Raw genomic sequence first — 15,087 nt, 5'->3', positions numbered from 1 at the left:
GATTTTCATCTCTGGGATTTTAATTGACCCATGGTCGATCGTATTTCGCGTCGTTTGTTTTTAGGGGGTGTTGGGGCGTCTTTGATCCCGGCGATGGGTCTGGCCGAGGCGCCTTTGACGTCGCTTCGCCCACAGTTGCGCGGCAAACAGCTGACCGGCACGGATCGCCTGGTTCAGGCCGCCGGGCTGCGCGGAGAGGTTGTATTCGCCGTGGCCGATGTGGATACAGGCGCGCAGCTTGAAAGCTATAGGGGAGAGCTTGGGCTACCCCCAGCCAGTGTCGGCAAAGCTCTAACCGCGCTATATGCTCTGGACGTGTTGGGACCCGATCATCGGTTTGAGACCAGATTGCTGGCGGATGGGCCAGTCTTAAACGGGGTTTTGCAGGGTGATCTGATCCTGGCGGGCGGTTGCGACCCATTGTTGGTTACGGACGGTCTGGCCAATATGGCGGCCAACTTGCGGAGTGCCGGGATCACCGAGGTGCGCGGGGCGTTCAAAGTTTATGACGGCGCGCTGCCCTTTGTTTTCAGTATTGATCCGGGTCAGCCGGACCATCTGGGCTATAGCCCGGCGATCAGCGGGATTTCGTTGAATTTCAACCGGGTACATTTTGAATGGAAGCGGGAGGGCACTGATTACGCTGTCACTATGGATGCTCGAACTGCCAAGTATCGACCAGATGTGGATATGGCCGCGATGCGGGTCGAGGGGCGCAGCCTGCCGATCTACACCTATCAGGCCAGTGCACGTCAGGACCGCTGGACCGTTGCCAAAGCAGCGTTGGGGAATGAAGGGTCGCGTTGGTTGCCGGTGCGCAAGCCTGCGCTTTATGCCGGGGATGTGTTCAAAACGCTGGCACGGGCCAATGGGATTGTGCTGGGGCGGGTTGAGGTCACCCGAGAAACGCCCAAAGGCACTGTTCTGGTCGTGCATCAAAGTGATCGTTTGGACAGCATCTTGCGTGGGATGCTGAAGTATTCCACGAACCTGACGGCTGAAACTGTGGGGATGGCTGCGACCCGGGCGCGGGGGGTGATGCCGCACTCGCTCGCTGAGTCAGCGGCCGAGATGAATCTGTGGGCGTCGGAGACCTATGGAGTCAATCAAATTGCAATGGTGGATCATTCCGGCTTGGGTGATGCGTCGCGCATGGCGCCGGGGGATCTGGTCTCGGCCCTGGTGCAGGCGCATAAAACGGGGGCGTTGAGACCTTTGCTGAAACCCTTTGCCTTGACCGACGGCCAAGGCCGACCGGTCAAGGATCACCCGATCAAGGTTGACGCCAAAACCGGCACTTTGAACTTCGTATCGGGCTTGGGTGGTTTTCTGACAACGGCGGACGGGTCAGAGTTGGCTTTTGCGATTTTCACCGCAGATGAGGCCCATCGCGCCACGATCACACGTGCGCAACGAGAACGCCCCGAAGGTGCGCGCGCCTGGAATCGGCGGTCGCGCAAGCTGCAACGCGCGTTGATCGAACGATGGGGCGCGCTCTACGGCAGTTGAGCCTAAACCAAGCTCAGACCACGTGACGGGCGCGTGCACCGCGTTCGATTGCGGCGGCGTGCAGGCGGTCAATACTCAGTTCGTACCGGATTTCTTCCAACAGCCGCAGCTCTGTCTCGGCCAATGACCCGTCTGCTGCGGCCACGTCGCAGGCCAGAGCGTAAGCGGTTTCGTTCAGGCGTTCGGGCAGGTTGTCGCGGATCAGACCAAACAGAGCGTCCAGACCATCTTCCTGTTCGAACAGATCGAACACGGTTTGCGATATATGGCGCATGCGATCGGCATCATAGCCCGCAAAAACCGGTAGCATATTCACGGCGCCCTGAATCTTGACCAGCTCAGCTGTGCGGATGTTTTCGTCCGAAGCGGAGATCGCAACCATGATCGCCACAAGGCAATCCTGCGGAGACATGGGATGAGGGGTTTGATCGGGCATGAATGCGTCCTGCGTGAAGGTTTTCAAGGCTGTACGATATGTGCGCGCGCGTGCGGGTTCAACAGCTTGTTTGGTCGCATTCTTTGCCGTTGGTTCAGGTGCGCCGACCCTGCCAGCCCAGCAGGCTAAAACAGGCGAATACTAGTGCGGCCACGCAAACAATAGAAGGGCCGGCGGGCGTGTCGAATACATAGGCGGCCCGGAGGCCTGCTACCGACGACAGAGCGCCAATCCCGGCGGCAATTAGTGCCATCGATTCTGGCGAGCGGGCTAGGCTGCGCGCGGCGGCGGCTGGAATAATCAGCATGGCTGCGATCAGCAGAACACCCACAACCTTGATTGCGACGGCAACCGTAACGGCAAGAGCCAGAGTCAGGATTAGCTGCTCGCGTTTGGGGTTATAGCCACTCGCGTAGGCCAATTCTTCGTTCAGGGTCGCTGTTAGCAGCGGAGACCAGCGCCAAGTGATCAAGGCCACAACCAGTGCGGCCCCACCCCAAATGACGATCAGGTCAGCTTTTGAAACGGCAAGGATATCGCCAAACAGATAGGCCATCAGATCAATGCGAACACCCGACAGGAACGAGACGGCAACAAGACCGAAAGCCAGCGCAGAATGGGCCAGTACGCCCAATAGAGTATCCATTGCATACCCTCGGCCCGCCAATAGAGTCACCGTCATTGCCATGATCAAAGCTACAGCCAGCGCTCCGGTAAACACGGAAATCTGGAAAGTTAGAGACAAAGCGACGCCCAAGATGGCGGCATGCGCGGTTGCATCGCCGAAATAGGCCATCCGACGCCAAACGACGAAACACCCCAAAGGCGCAGCTGCCATAGCCACGCCAATCCCGGCGAGCGTTGCCCGAGTCATAAAATCATCAAGCATTATTCAGCGGCTTCCTGCGGGTTTGCGTGGTCGTGATGATCGTGGTCGTGGTGGTGATGATCGTGATCATGGCGATAAAGGGCCAGTGCGCCGCCGGTGCCCGTGCCAAACAGGGCGCGGTATTCAGGGGCCGAGGCGACCACTGCAGGCGAGCCTTCGCAGCAGATATGCCCATTCAGGCAGATCACGCGGTCCGAGGCGCTCATCACCACGTGCAGTTCGTGACTGATCATCAGGATAGCGCAGCCGGTATTGCGCCGGACATCTTCGATCTGGCGATAAAACGCGGCAGAGCCGGGCTGATCCAACCCTTGGGTCGCTTCGTCCAACAGCAAGAGCTCGGGACGGTTGATCAGGGCGCGGGCTAGAAGGACCCGTTGGAACTGACCACCGGATAGCTGCGACATCTGGCGTTTCAGCAGGTCCGGTACGCCCGCTGTTTTCAAAGCTTCGGCGCAATCCTGCTTCGATACCCGTTCTGTCAGGCGCATGAAGCGATCAACCGAAATGGGCAGAGTTGGGTCGATATGCAGTTTTTGCGGAACATACCCGATTTGTAGCCCTTGCTTGCGCTCGACGCGCCCGGCTGCGGGTTGTGTGGCGCCGATGATTGCACGCAATAAGCTGGTTTTACCCGAGCCGTTGGGGCCAACAATGGTAACGATCTCGCCTGGGTTGATGACCATATTTACATGGCTCAGCACGGTGTTCGCGCCATAACTGACGCCAAGGTCTTTGACGGAGACGAGGGCCATGATCAGCGTTTCTCGATGCAATCGGGGCAAATGCCTTCGGCCTCGACGACCGTGCGTTCGATCTCGAACCCGACGGCGCGTGCAGCGGCCCCAAGCGCACCCTTGGCAGGGGCCGAATAGGCCTCGGCCACAGCATCGCATTTGCGGCAGATCATGAAGGCGGGCGAATGGGAGCCGCCGGGATGGGCGCAGGCGACGAAGGCGTTGAGGCGTTCGATCTTATGGGCGAAACCATTCTCCACCAGAAAATCCAGGGCGCGGTACGCAACCGGTGGCTGTGATCCGAACCCTTCGTCGCGCAGACGATCCAGAATGGCATATGCACCAAGTGCGCGATGTTCGTGTAGCAGCATCTCTAACACCTTGCGGCGAACAGGCGTTAGTCTTAGCCCTTCTGCCTCACACCGTGCCTGCGCGGTGGCCAGCCCGGTTTCAACGCAGGAGGCGTGATCGTGCTTGGCAAAGCCAATCAGGTCGGCGTTGTCGGCCGGGGTCGAGGGTGTCTCGCTTGTCATGTTATTATATATCATGTATGTCGCTGCTGACGTTATAAAATCACATAGGGTGTCTGATGTCCAGAAAGCTTCTTCCTGTTTCGATCACGGCGGTTTTGATGGGGGGGACGGCCTTGGCCGAGGTCCCCAATGTCGCCGTCGATATCGCTCCGGTTCATTCGCTTGTCGCACGTGTGATGGACGGTGTTGGTGAGCCAGCCCTGATTGTACAAGCAGGCGCATCCCCCCATGAATACAGCCTGCGCCCGTCCGAAGCTGCCGCGTTGCAAGAAGCCGACCTGGTGTTCTGGATGGGGGAGGATCTGACGCCTTGGATGGAAGGCGCGGTCAAGACGCTGGCAGCCGGCGCGACCGTTACTACTTTGCTGGAATCAGACGGCACGGTCCTGCTGGATTTCCGTGAAAACGCGCTGTTTGAAGCGCACTCCCACGATGACCATGATGACCATGGGCATGACGATCACGATCATGAGGGCCACGACGATCATGCGGACGAAGGGCACGACGATCATGACCACGGGGATGATCACGCAAAACATGATGACCATGATCATGCCAAAGATGACGACCACGATCATGACGATCATGCTGATGCGAAAGATCATGATGATCATGACCACGGCGAAGAACACGCGGACCATGACGATCATGAACACGATGACCACGCAGGCCACGACAATCATGATGGGCATGATCACGGTGCGCATGATCCACATGCATGGCTATCGCCTGAAAATGCGAGCACATGGCTAAACCTGATCGCGGCACAACTGTCGGCTGCTGACCCGGACAATGCGGGCACCTATTTTGCAAATGCTGCGGCGGCTCGTGAAGAGATGGCGGCGCTGTCTGCTGAAGTTGCACAGACGCTCGAACCAGTGCGCGGTGGAAGCTTTATCGTTTTCCATGACGCCTATCAGTACTTCGAAAACGATTATGATTTTCCGGCGGCGGGGGCCATTTCGCTGGGGGATGCGGCTGATCCAAGCCCGGCGCGTATCGCTGAAATCCAGGGTCGCATCACCGGCGAAGGTGTGGATTGCGTTTTGGCGGAACCGCAGTTCAACCCAGGGATCATCGAAACGGTTCTGGCTGGAACCGAGGCGAATACGGGTGTGATTGACCCGCTGGGCTCAGAACTTGAGCCGGGCAAGGACCTTTATCCACAGCTCATTCAAAACATGGCCAAGACTTTGGCTGAGTGCCTCTAAAGTAGCACCGATCCCGACCGGATCCGTAAATTCGGTCGGGATATCCTGCTGGAAGTCGCGTCGCTGTTGAACACGGTTTCCAGTTTTCCCTTTTCATGTCCGAATTCGCCAGTTTGGCAGGCTGTTCCGATTGCCCGGCGCAGTTGTGACGAACCGGAAAAAGCACGTGTCGTTATTGACTCATGCTGCGCTCGCACAATAGGAGGGGTCGGTCCGATGGCATGGGGCGATCGGGACGGTTTTCCCTTATGGAGCACACCAAAAAATGTCTGAACTGCGCGATACCGCCATGACGTCCAAGGCCTGGCCTTTTGAGGAGGCGCGCCGGTTGCTCAAACGGTACAAACAAGGTGCTCCAGAGAAGGGATATGTGCTGTTCGAGACGGGCTATGGCCCCTCGGGGCTGCCGCATATCGGCACCTTTGGCGAAGTTGCGCGGACCACGATGGTCAAGCGCGCGTTTGAGGCGCTATCGGATATTCCAACCAAGCTGATCTGTTTCTCGGACGATCTGGACGGGATGCGCAAGGTGCCCAGCAACGTGCCGAACCCGGAGATTCTGGAACAGCATTTGCAGCGCCCGCTGACCTCGGTGCCTGATCCGTTCGGTGAATACGACAGCTTTGGCGCGCATAACAACGCGATGCTGCGGCGGTTCCTCGATACTTTTGGTTTCGAATACGAGTTCTATTCGGCCAAGGAGTATTACGAATCCGGGCAGTTTGATGAGATTCTCAAGCGTGCGGTCGAACGCTATGACGAGATCATGGCGATCATGTTGAAAAGCCTGCGGGAAGAGCGCCAGCAAACTTATTCGATCTTCCTGCCGCTGCATCCCGAAAGCGGTCGTGTGATGTATGTGCCGATGAAAAAGGTCTGCGCCGAGACCTATACCGTGACCTTCGATGATGAGACGGGCAAGGAATGGACCGTTCCTGTCACCGGTGGCAACGTCAAGCTGCAGTGGAAGCCGGATTTTGGCGCACGCTGGGCAGCGCTGGGCGTGGATTTCGAGATGTATGGCAAGGAACATGCCACCAACGAGAAAATCTATGACGCGATCTGCCGCGCTTTGGGAGGGCGGGCGCCCGAGCATTTCTCGTATGAACTGTTTCTTGATGAGAACAGGCAGAAGATTTCGAAGTCGTCGGGCAATGGTGTATCGATTGACGAATGGCTGACCTATGCGCCCACCGAGTCGCTGGCCTATTTCATGTATCAAAAGCCCAAGACCGCGAAACGGATGCATTTCGATGTGATACCGAAAGCCTATGATGAGTATCATCAGCAGTTGCGGGCTTATCCGGGACAGGACCTCAAGGCGCAGTTGAACAACCCGGTGTGGCATATCCATGGTGGGGATGTTCCTGAATCCACGTTGATGGTGCCGTTTGCAATGCTGCTGAATCTGGCCTTGGTATCGGGGGCTGAGGATAAAGAGGCGCTGTGGGGCTTTATCCGCCGTTACGCGCCCGACGCGACTGCGGAAAGCCATCCCGATCTGGATCTGGCGGCGGGCTTTGCCGTGCGCTACTTCAATGACTTCGTCAAACCGACCCGCGAGCACCGCGCACCGACCGATCAGGAACGCGAAGCGCTGGAGGCGCTGAAAGCCGCGCTGGAAGCCTACGACGGCCCAGTCGAGGATGAGGCGCTGCAATCGGTGGTCTATTCCATCGGGCGCGAGCGGTTCGACCCTATGCGTGGCTGGTTCACGGCGCTTTATGAGGTGCTGCTAGGTGCCTCGCAGGGGCCGCGTTTTGGTGGTTTCATCGCGCTATACGGCGTGGCCGAAACCATTGCCCTGATCGACAAGGCGCTGGCCGGAGAATTGGTCTGATTTGACCTGAAACCGCATGGGGCTACCCTTCGTTCAGGAGGTGCCCCATGCGTCGTATTCTGCTTATTTTGTTTCTAAGCTTTGGATTGGCCCCGATCGCGGCGGCCCAGAATGCCGAGATCGAAGCCAATATTGCGGCTCAGATACAGGCCTTCAAGGCGGATGATTTTGACATCGCATTCACCTATGCCAGCCCCAATATTCAAAGGCTGTTCCAAAACCCCGACAATTTCGGCGCGATGGTGCGTGGTGGATATCCGATGGTTTGGCGACCGGCCGAAGTTCGGTTTCTGGAACTGCGCAAAATCGCGGGATTGCATTGGCAAAAGGTGATGATTGTGGATGGAGACGGCCAGACCCACATACTGGACTACCAGATGGTTCAGCTGGACAATGCCTGGAAGATCAATGGGGTACAGCTGTTGGGCAATTCTGATCCCTCAGCGTGACGCAACACCACCGTAACGGTGGAATGAACTGCGGTTAATTCCTTTTCGATACTCAGACTTTCGCGTTCGGGCTGGACCCGAGCACCGGGTTTGAACGTGCCGCTGTGATGCGCGGCGCGATTGGGAAAGGGATTTCTATGAATAAGGCAATCACCGACGGCATCGTGTTCATGCCGCCACAGTTCGCCAACGGGTTGGACGTATGGTCCGCAGGGGATGGCACCCCGGGTACGCCAACCTATGCCGGGTCCGGTACCGGTGTGTTTGTCCCAGCGGATGCAGATTTTGGCGGCTGCCTTGAAATTCTGAAGGTCAATCCGACGCAGCAATTGCGGTATATGGGGCAGACACCTTTGCTGCCAGGCTGCTACTTACAGATCAAAGCGCGCGTGAAGGCGATCAGTGGTCCTTTGCCCGAGGTGCGGATCGCAGCCTGGGCAGGTGGTGCCGGGGATGCACATATCGATGGTGTGATCGAAGAGGGACCCGCCACGCAGTTGTCCGGTTATGGCGAAGTGCATGAAATCACCGCCATCGTCGGGACCGGGCGCCGACCGGGTGTCGATATGCCCTGGGGCGTTTCGGCCTTGTACGGGCATTTCGGCCTGGACATTGAGGGTGCAAATGGCGCGCTGGTCCGTGTGGACGATATAGAAATCACTGATGTGACAGGTGTTTTCCTGCGCGAGATGATCAGCATCGTCGATGTACGGGATTTCGGTGCAATTGGTGACGGCGTCACCGATGATTCGGCTGCGTTCGAGGCCGCGGACCAAGCGGCTGGCGGGCGTCGGATTTATGTCCCGCAGGGCACATACCATCTGGGTGAAAACACCAGCATAGCCTCTGAGATGGATTTTGAAGGCACGGTTACGATGCCTGACGACAAGATGCTGTTGCTGACCAAAAACTTTGACCTGCCCGCATATATCACGGCTTTCGGCGACGAGGAGTTGGCCTTTAAGAAGGCGTTTCAGGCATTGCTCAACAATGCTGATCACGACTCGTTGGATTTGGCGGGCCGGAAGATCTCGGTCACGGGCCCGATTGATATGGCCGCTGCGGTGCCCAACAAACAGGGTTTTTCCACGCGCCGGGTTATCAGGAACGGCCAGTTTGATGTCAAAAGCAGTTCGGACTGGGACACCGAGACCTTCACGTCGGTCGCCACATATGACCCTTTGGATGCCACCCGCCTGACAGATGTGGCGAATGTGGCGAATATTCCCGTTGGTTCGTTAGTTCAGGGTGCAGGCGTCGGGCGCGAGATCTATGTGCGATCCAAGGATGTGGGCGCAGGTGAAATCACACTGAGCGCACCGCTTTATGATGCTTCGGGAACGCAGACATATACCTTTCAATCCTTCAAATACCTGCTGGATTTCAGCGGCTTCAGCACCTTGCGCAAATTCGGGATGGAGCAGATTGAATTCCAGTGTAACAGCCGATGCAGCGCCATTCGTTTGGCCCCATCGGGCAGTACGTTTTCACTGACCGATTGCTTTGTCAGTCGTCCCAAGGATCGTGGCATCTCATCCATTGGCACGGGCTGCAAAGGGATGCTGATCGACAACTGCCAGTTCTTGTCGGCCGAGGAATCCTTTATCGTCCCCGACCGGAATTCGATCGCGCTGAACACAAACGCGAATGATGTGAAACTGCGCCACAATCGTATCGTTCGCTTCAAGCACTTTGCCGTTGTCGGTGGCGACAACAACATGATCCTAGGCAACCACTTCTTCCAGGGCGATAGCATCCCGCAAGGCGTACGAACGGCTGGTCTGATCATGATCGGGACTTATAACAGTTCGACGATTGCCGAGAACTATGTAGATAACTGCTTTATCCAATGGACGAATGAGCGGGATGCAGAACCCAGCTACGTCTCTGGCTATTCTTTCAGTGCAATGAGCATCACGGACAACATCTTCTATTCCAGCGAGGCACCGCCTTGGTTCAGTTATATCGTGATCCGCCCGCATGGTCCCGGCCACTTCCTGAATGGTTTGGCGGTGACGGGGAATAAGTTCCGGTCTAGCAGCAGCGATATTGAACGCGCTGAAAGGGTGGATACGACCTTTGCCGATTTCAACAAGAATAGTCACATCAATGTGACGTTTCAGAACAACACATACCACGGGATTGATAAGAAGGCGGCGAACCCACTGCGGGTGCGTCACGATCAAAATACAGCCAGCAGTGCATGGGTTATAGCGACCTCTGAACAGCTGCCGTTTGAAAGTAAAGCCCGTAGCTGTGATGCCGTCACAATGTTGGGTCCGATCCTCAGCACCTTTGGTTCTGCCAGGTTTTTTGAGCCCTATGTTGAACTCGAGCAAGGTAGCGATGGCAGCAGCATTCGTCTGAGATGGCCGGAAAGCTTGAGGGGCACTGCATCTGTTTTGATCCGTATGGAGCAATAACTATCTGGACGGCCGCCCAAAGGGAGGCCGTCCTTCTTTCGGGTTGCGCTTGTTAATTGGCCAGGAAATGGACGACATATCAGTTCTCTGTGCTACGCTTGATTGAGCCACAGGAGGAGCAGATGCCGACCATAGCAAAAAATGCCAGCGTACAGACTGTCATCACTACATTTGAAATGACCCCGGGCACCTGTCACGATCTGCTCGATGCGTTGACGGATGCTTATGCTGAGTTCATTTCGAAGCAACCCGGATTTATCTCGGCGGGGTTGCATGTGAACGACGCCCAGACCCGGATCGCGAACTATTCGCAATGGGAACGGCGCGAGGATTTTCTTGCCATGCTGCGCACGCCTGAGATGCGCAACCGGAACCGTAAGATCAACGAGATGTGCAAGAGCTTTGAGCCGGTCATGTATGATGTGGCCGACACATTTGATCGCCCTTAGTGGGCAATCTTCCTAGAGCCTGACGACCAATGTGCCACAGCTTTGATATGCTCAATGCGGATCGCCTCGGCTTCGCCACAAATGTGGTTTAGATTCGGGTCATGGATTTGGACAACACAGTGCAAAAGCCCTCGGGTCAGACCTCGAAGCCGACCAAGCGGCAATTGCGGGCCGAAGCGACACGCCGTAAGGCGCTGTCGCCGTTTCGGATTTCGCTCATGCTGCTTGCGTTGCCTGTGACCACGCTTCTGCTGGCGGTGAATATCTATATCCGGACGTCTGAGTATGACCGCAACGGAGCGATCCTGCACCTGATCGCCCTAACCGGCTGTTCAGCGCCCGAGGCGATTGGCTTTGGCCCGTTCCGCAAAGGCTATGCAGGCTATCACGAACGCTATGACCCGGATGGCAACGGGGTTTCCTGTGAAAGATCGGGGGGGTCGGTGCAGGTTCAAAGCACCCCCGCGCAACGCAGCACTGATGCGCCTGTACGCTCGGTCGGAAACGCGAAGTTCGTGCGGCCGTGATCCGTTGGGCGGAGTGACCTGCGACCTCTATGAAAGCTGCGCGCCCGCGCATTCGCGAAAGATGCGCACCTCGGGCGCTGCACCGTCCAAGGGAAACTCGGCAAGACCGTCTTGTGTAAAGGCATGGGCGGTCTGATTGTATTCCAGCCCGTCCAGAACATTGCCAAACCCGGTATCCGTGACAGTCAGCGAGGCCGCATTGTCCGACAACACGTGGCGCGGCGTGGCGATTTCGATGGGCCTCGGGCCGTCAAAGCGCATGGCGAACCATGGGGTTTGCGTCCAACCTTCGGTCTTACGGGTGACGGTCAGCGTATAAAGCGGCTGAGACGGATCGTAGGTCAGGAAGATTTCTGCTTGGTCGGTGCTGTGTGACAAGGTGCAGATTTGCCCGACTGTCGCCTCCCAGGCTGAGGCCGGGGTGGCAAGGATTATTGAGAGCAGGACGGTACGCATGAGCGGTAACCTAGGTGCCAATCGGCCTCGGGCAAGGATGGTGGTCCGCTTCAACGATTGAGGCTGAGCTTAAGTGACACGGCCTGATTGAAGGCGCAGACGGATTTTCCTGAGAGGCGTACCAGATCTTCGGCTGGCACTACTCGAGTGCCGCGCACTCTGTGAATGGCGTTTTGGACCTCATTCGCAGAGGGGAGGTTTTGGGTTCGTCATGGCAACCGTTTGGAATCACAATTTGTGATTTCAAACGTGGAGGAGAGGGCGGGGTGCAAGGGTGGAGTTCCACAGCGTGAGAATACCTTAACGCCCTATGAAGACGGTAGCTACCGGATTGATCGGGAAGGAATAGGCGGCATTAGAGCGCTACAAGGAAGAAAGAAGTCAACGGGGTGCACCGCATCTATGCTAGCATACCTTATTTTGACAAAATTCTTCAATCCGCCCCATATTTAGTGTATCCTTGGCGTAATTGGGGCAGGAAACAGGTTTGAGCGTCGTGGAAAACGAATCTTTTCAGAGTCTATTGCAGCTTGCAGTAGCTTTAAACGTAGGTTTCGCAGCAATAGCGACATTTATGGGCAATACTCTTTCCAAGGAGAAGGAAAAGGTAGAGTTACTTTTTGAAACCTCCAAAGCAATTAGGGACATGACTAAAGAGGCTGGTTCTCCCTTGAGTACGAGGGATCGAGCGGGGTTTCGCGAAGTGACGGAGTTGAGAAACAATGTCACGGAAGCGGAGGCAAAATACGACGGCATGTTCAATGGCTCTGCTAGAACTATTGCGCTAGTATGCGCACTTTTATCGTTTACGTTTCTGGTGATCGCTTCGATTTTTGGTTCTTCAAACAACACAATTGTCGCATGGATTGCAATTTGCGTGAATTTGCCATTGTTATGTCTGATAGGATATGCCTCCTATATTGCGAAATCTGTTATTAACCCATTGCGTGACCGACGACATAGTCTTGACGAGCGTATGTCTCGCAAATTGGTAGTTTTGACCCGGGAGAGTTGATTGTCTGTTGTAGTAAGAAGACCTAGGCCGGGATCATTGTGCCTCCCTGCTGAAACTCAAAATTTGTGTTCAGAAATTTCCGATCAAGTCGAAGACTTTTGCGATGTTTGTGAGCTGGCACTGGAGGTTGTAGCAAATGTTGTTGTTTCGTTGCACAAGGCTGGCTACCAAGTAGTCGCAGGCTTTGGTGCAAGGCGCAGATTTCAACTGCCCTGCGGAATACTATTTGAGTGCGAAATAAAGACGGTAAATGACTTGGTTGTAGTTGAAAGCTTTGCCCGGCATTGACGCTACCTTCTCCGCCGCTTCACATTCCCGCCCCGCTGCCCCGGTCGGCCTGCCGTTGATCGTCCGCGCGATTTCACCGCAACCTCCGAGGCTTTCTCGACCGCCCATTGGCGTGCCATAGGGTCGTCGGCGACGGCCAGATCGACCGCTTCCAGACGTTTGATCTCATCCCGGATATTGGCGGCCTCTTCGAATTCCAGGTTCTCGGCCGCTTTGCGCATCTGGTCGCGCAGCCCGTCCAAGTGCGCCTCGAGGTTCGCGCCGTGCATCGGTTTGTCGATGGTGGCGGTGACGCGGTTCATGTCTACGTCGCCTTCGTAGAGACCGGCCAGAACGTCCTCGACGTTCTTCTTCACCGTTTCGGGGGTGATGCCATGTTCCTGATTATAGGCGAGCTGTTTGGCGCGGCGGCGGTTGGTCTCGCCCAAGGCACGCTCCATGGAACCGGTGATCTTGTCGGCATACATGATTACACGGCCATCAGAGTTACGCGCGGCACGGCCGATGGTCTGGATCAGGGATGTTTCAGAGCGCAGAAAACCTTCCTTGTCCGCGTCCAGAATGGCGACCAGCCCGCATTCGGGGATGTCGAGCCCTTCGCGCAGCAGGTTGATGCCGACCAGCACGTCGAACGCGCCCAGCCGCAGGTCGCGCAGGATTTCGATGCGTTCCAGCGTGTCGATGTCCGAGTGCATGTAACGGACTTTTATTCCCTGTTCGTGCAGGTATTCGGTCAGATCCTCGGCCATGCGCTTTGTCAGCGTGGTGACCAGCGTGCGATACCCATCGGCGGCGACCTTGCGTACCTCGTCCAGCAGGTCGTCCACCTGCATCGAGACGGGGCGGATTTCGACCTCGGGGTCCAGCAGGCCGGTGGGGCGGATCACCTGTTCGGTGAAAACGCCGCCGGTCTGTTCAATCTCCCACTTCGCGGGGGTGGCCGAGACAAAGACGGATTGCGGGCGCATGGCGTCCCATTCCTCGAACTTAAGCGGGCGGTTGTCCATGCACGACGGCAGGCGGAACCCGTGTTCGGCCAGCGTAAATTTGCGTCGATAATCGCCCCGGTACATGCCGCCGATCTGCGGGACGCTGACATGGGATTCGTCGGCGAACACAATGGCGTTGTCGGGGATGAATTCGAACAGGGTTGGGGGCGGTTCACCCGGCGCGCGACCGGTCAGATAGCGCGAATAGTTCTCGATCCCGTTACAAACGCCCGTGGCCTCCAGCATTTCCAGATCGAAGTTGGTGCGTTGCTCAAGGCGCTGCGCTTCCAGTAGCTTGCCCTCGCCGACCAGTTGGTCCAGCCGAATGCGCAGTTCCTTTTTGATGCCGATGATTGCCTGATTCATCGTCGGCTTCGGCGTGACGTAATGGGAGTTCGCATAGACCCGCACCTGCTCCATCGTGGCGGCGCGTTCGCCGGTTAGCGGGTCAAACTCGGTGATGGTTTCCAACTCCTCACCGAAGAACGAGAACTTCCACGCGCGATCCTCAAGGTGGGCAGGCCAGATTTCCAAGGAATCTCCGCGCACCCGGAAAGAACCGCGTTGAAACGCCTGATCGTTGCGGCGGTATTGCTGGGCGACCAGATCGGCCATCACCTGCCTCTGGTCGTACTCATTGCCCACCTTCAGGTCCTGCGTCATCGCCCCGTAGGTCTCGACCGAGCCGATACCATAGATGCACGAGACCGAGGCGACAATGATTACGTCATCCCGCTCCAGCAGCGCGCGCGTGGCCGAGTGGCGCATCCGGTCGATCTGTTCGTTGATCTGCGATTCTTTTTCTATGTAGGTGTCCGAGCGCGGCACGTAGGCTTCGGGCTGGTAGTAATCGTAGTAAGACACGAAATACTCGACTGAGTTCTCGGGGAAGAAGCCCTTGAACTCACCATAGAGCTGCGCCGCCAGCGTCTTGTTGGGTGCAAGGATGATGGCAGGGCGCTGCGTTTCCTCGATCACTTTTGCCATGGTGAAGGTCTTGCCCGTGCCTGTGGCACCCAGCAGAACCTGATCTCGCTCTCCGTCCTGAACCCCACCTGCCAGTTCTTTGATGGCTGTTGGTTGATCACCTGCAGGCGCAAATTCAGTGTGCATGACAAACTGCTTGCCGCCTTCCAGTTTCAGGCGGGCGCGCACGTCTTCTGCGGTCAGTTGGGTCTTGTCGGAATGGGCGTATGGCATGGGTAGGCTCCGGGTCAGGTCCCTACATTTGTTCTTATTTTGTCCATCTGCAAGGGCTGATCCGAGTATGATGTGGACTTATGCGGCTGAAATCAGGCTGCTGCGGTGTAGCGATGCCCATATCGTATTCAGGGAT

14 protein-coding genes are annotated in these 15,087 nt (G+C 56.7%); 8 read left to right on the top strand and 6 right to left on the bottom strand.

Translation table 11 applies throughout. The features are described 5' to 3' along the window. The first annotated feature begins 30 nt into the window (after window positions 1–30). A complete protein-coding gene (dacB, locus tag ACR0JX_RS13380) occupies window positions 31–1,509 on the top strand; it encodes a D-alanyl-D-alanine carboxypeptidase/D-alanyl-D-alanine endopeptidase (protein WP_480544291.1) in 1,479 nt (492 codons plus the stop codon). A gap of 13 nt (window positions 1,510–1,522) precedes the next feature. On the opposite strand, the gene ACR0JX_RS13375 is transcribed toward dacB, so the two are convergent. The 4 genes from ACR0JX_RS13375 to ACR0JX_RS13360 all read right to left on the bottom strand — a co-directional run bounded on the left by ACR0JX_RS13375 (window position 1,523) and on the right by ACR0JX_RS13360 (window position 4,104). Next, the gene (locus ACR0JX_RS13375; RefSeq protein WP_480544290.1) at window positions 1,523–1,945 is read right to left on the bottom strand and encodes a tellurite resistance TerB family protein; all 423 of its coding nucleotides are present in this window, start codon (window positions 1,943–1,945) and stop codon (window positions 1,523–1,525) included. 94 nt (window positions 1,946–2,039) lie between these two features. After that, window positions 2,040–2,834 (bottom strand): iron chelate uptake ABC transporter family permease subunit, encoded by a 795-nt coding sequence (locus tag ACR0JX_RS13370; protein WP_480544289.1) that lies wholly within the window; start codon window positions 2,832–2,834, stop codon window positions 2,040–2,042. After that, window positions 2,834–3,589 (bottom strand): ATP-binding cassette domain-containing protein, encoded by a 756-nt coding sequence (locus tag ACR0JX_RS13365; RefSeq protein WP_480544288.1) that lies wholly within the window; start codon window positions 3,587–3,589, stop codon window positions 2,834–2,836. Before ACR0JX_RS13365 ends, ACR0JX_RS13370 begins: the two co-directional genes overlap by 1 nt. 2 nt (window positions 3,590–3,591) lie before the next feature. Beyond that, the gene (locus tag ACR0JX_RS13360; RefSeq protein WP_480544287.1) at window positions 3,592–4,104 is read right to left on the bottom strand and encodes a Fur family transcriptional regulator; all 513 of its coding nucleotides are present in this window, start codon (window positions 4,102–4,104) and stop codon (window positions 3,592–3,594) included. 56 nt (window positions 4,105–4,160) lie between these two features. Here ACR0JX_RS13360 and ACR0JX_RS13355 point away from each other — a divergent pair, with 56 nt between their 5' ends. From ACR0JX_RS13355 to ACR0JX_RS13330, 6 genes are all read left to right on the top strand, one after another. Next, the gene (locus tag ACR0JX_RS13355) at window positions 4,161–5,315 is read left to right on the top strand and encodes a zinc ABC transporter substrate-binding protein (RefSeq protein WP_480544286.1); all 1,155 of its coding nucleotides are present in this window, start codon (window positions 4,161–4,163) and stop codon (window positions 5,313–5,315) included. A gap of 265 nt (window positions 5,316–5,580) precedes the next feature. Next, on the top strand, window positions 5,581–7,155 hold the full coding sequence (locus ACR0JX_RS13350; protein ID WP_480544285.1) for a lysine--tRNA ligase: 1,575 nt from the start codon (window positions 5,581–5,583) through the stop codon (window positions 7,153–7,155). Window positions 7,156–7,202: 47 nt separating this feature from the next. Beyond that, entirely contained in the window at window positions 7,203–7,604 is a 402-nt protein-coding gene (locus ACR0JX_RS13345) for a DUF4864 domain-containing protein (RefSeq protein ID WP_480544284.1), read from the top strand. A 137-nt stretch (window positions 7,605–7,741) separates the two neighbouring features. Beyond that, window positions 7,742–10,027 (top strand): glycosyl hydrolase family 28-related protein, encoded by a 2,286-nt coding sequence (locus ACR0JX_RS13340; RefSeq protein ID WP_480544283.1) that lies wholly within the window; start codon window positions 7,742–7,744, stop codon window positions 10,025–10,027. A gap of 122 nt (window positions 10,028–10,149) precedes the next feature. Beyond that, on the top strand, window positions 10,150–10,476 hold the full coding sequence (locus tag ACR0JX_RS13335; RefSeq protein ID WP_170535997.1) for an antibiotic biosynthesis monooxygenase family protein: 327 nt from the start codon (window positions 10,150–10,152) through the stop codon (window positions 10,474–10,476). A 101-nt stretch (window positions 10,477–10,577) separates the two neighbouring features. After that, the gene (locus ACR0JX_RS13330) at window positions 10,578–11,003 is read left to right on the top strand and encodes an excalibur calcium-binding domain-containing protein (protein WP_480544282.1); all 426 of its coding nucleotides are present in this window, start codon (window positions 10,578–10,580) and stop codon (window positions 11,001–11,003) included. A gap of 27 nt (window positions 11,004–11,030) precedes the next feature. Here the strand turns inward: ACR0JX_RS13330 and ACR0JX_RS13325 are convergent, their stop codons facing one another. Beyond that, complete coding sequence (locus ACR0JX_RS13325) at window positions 11,031–11,459, bottom strand: hypothetical protein (RefSeq protein WP_480544281.1); 429 nt, start codon at window positions 11,457–11,459, stop codon at window positions 11,031–11,033. A 487-nt stretch (window positions 11,460–11,946) separates the two neighbouring features. On the opposite strand from ACR0JX_RS13325, the gene ACR0JX_RS13320 reads away from it, so the two are divergent. After that, on the top strand, window positions 11,947–12,474 hold the full coding sequence (locus tag ACR0JX_RS13320; protein WP_480544280.1) for a hypothetical protein: 528 nt from the start codon (window positions 11,947–11,949) through the stop codon (window positions 12,472–12,474). A gap of 290 nt (window positions 12,475–12,764) precedes the next feature. Here ACR0JX_RS13320 and uvrB read toward each other — a convergent pair whose 3' ends face one another. Beyond that, complete coding sequence (gene uvrB / locus ACR0JX_RS13315; protein WP_480544279.1) at window positions 12,765–14,951, bottom strand: excinuclease ABC subunit UvrB; 2,187 nt, start codon at window positions 14,949–14,951, stop codon at window positions 12,765–12,767. Window positions 14,952–15,087: the final 136 nt, after the last annotated feature.

It is taken from the genome of Ruegeria sp. AH7, from assembly GCF_056541325.1.
This window is presented reverse-complemented; position numbering and strand designations above follow the sequence as displayed.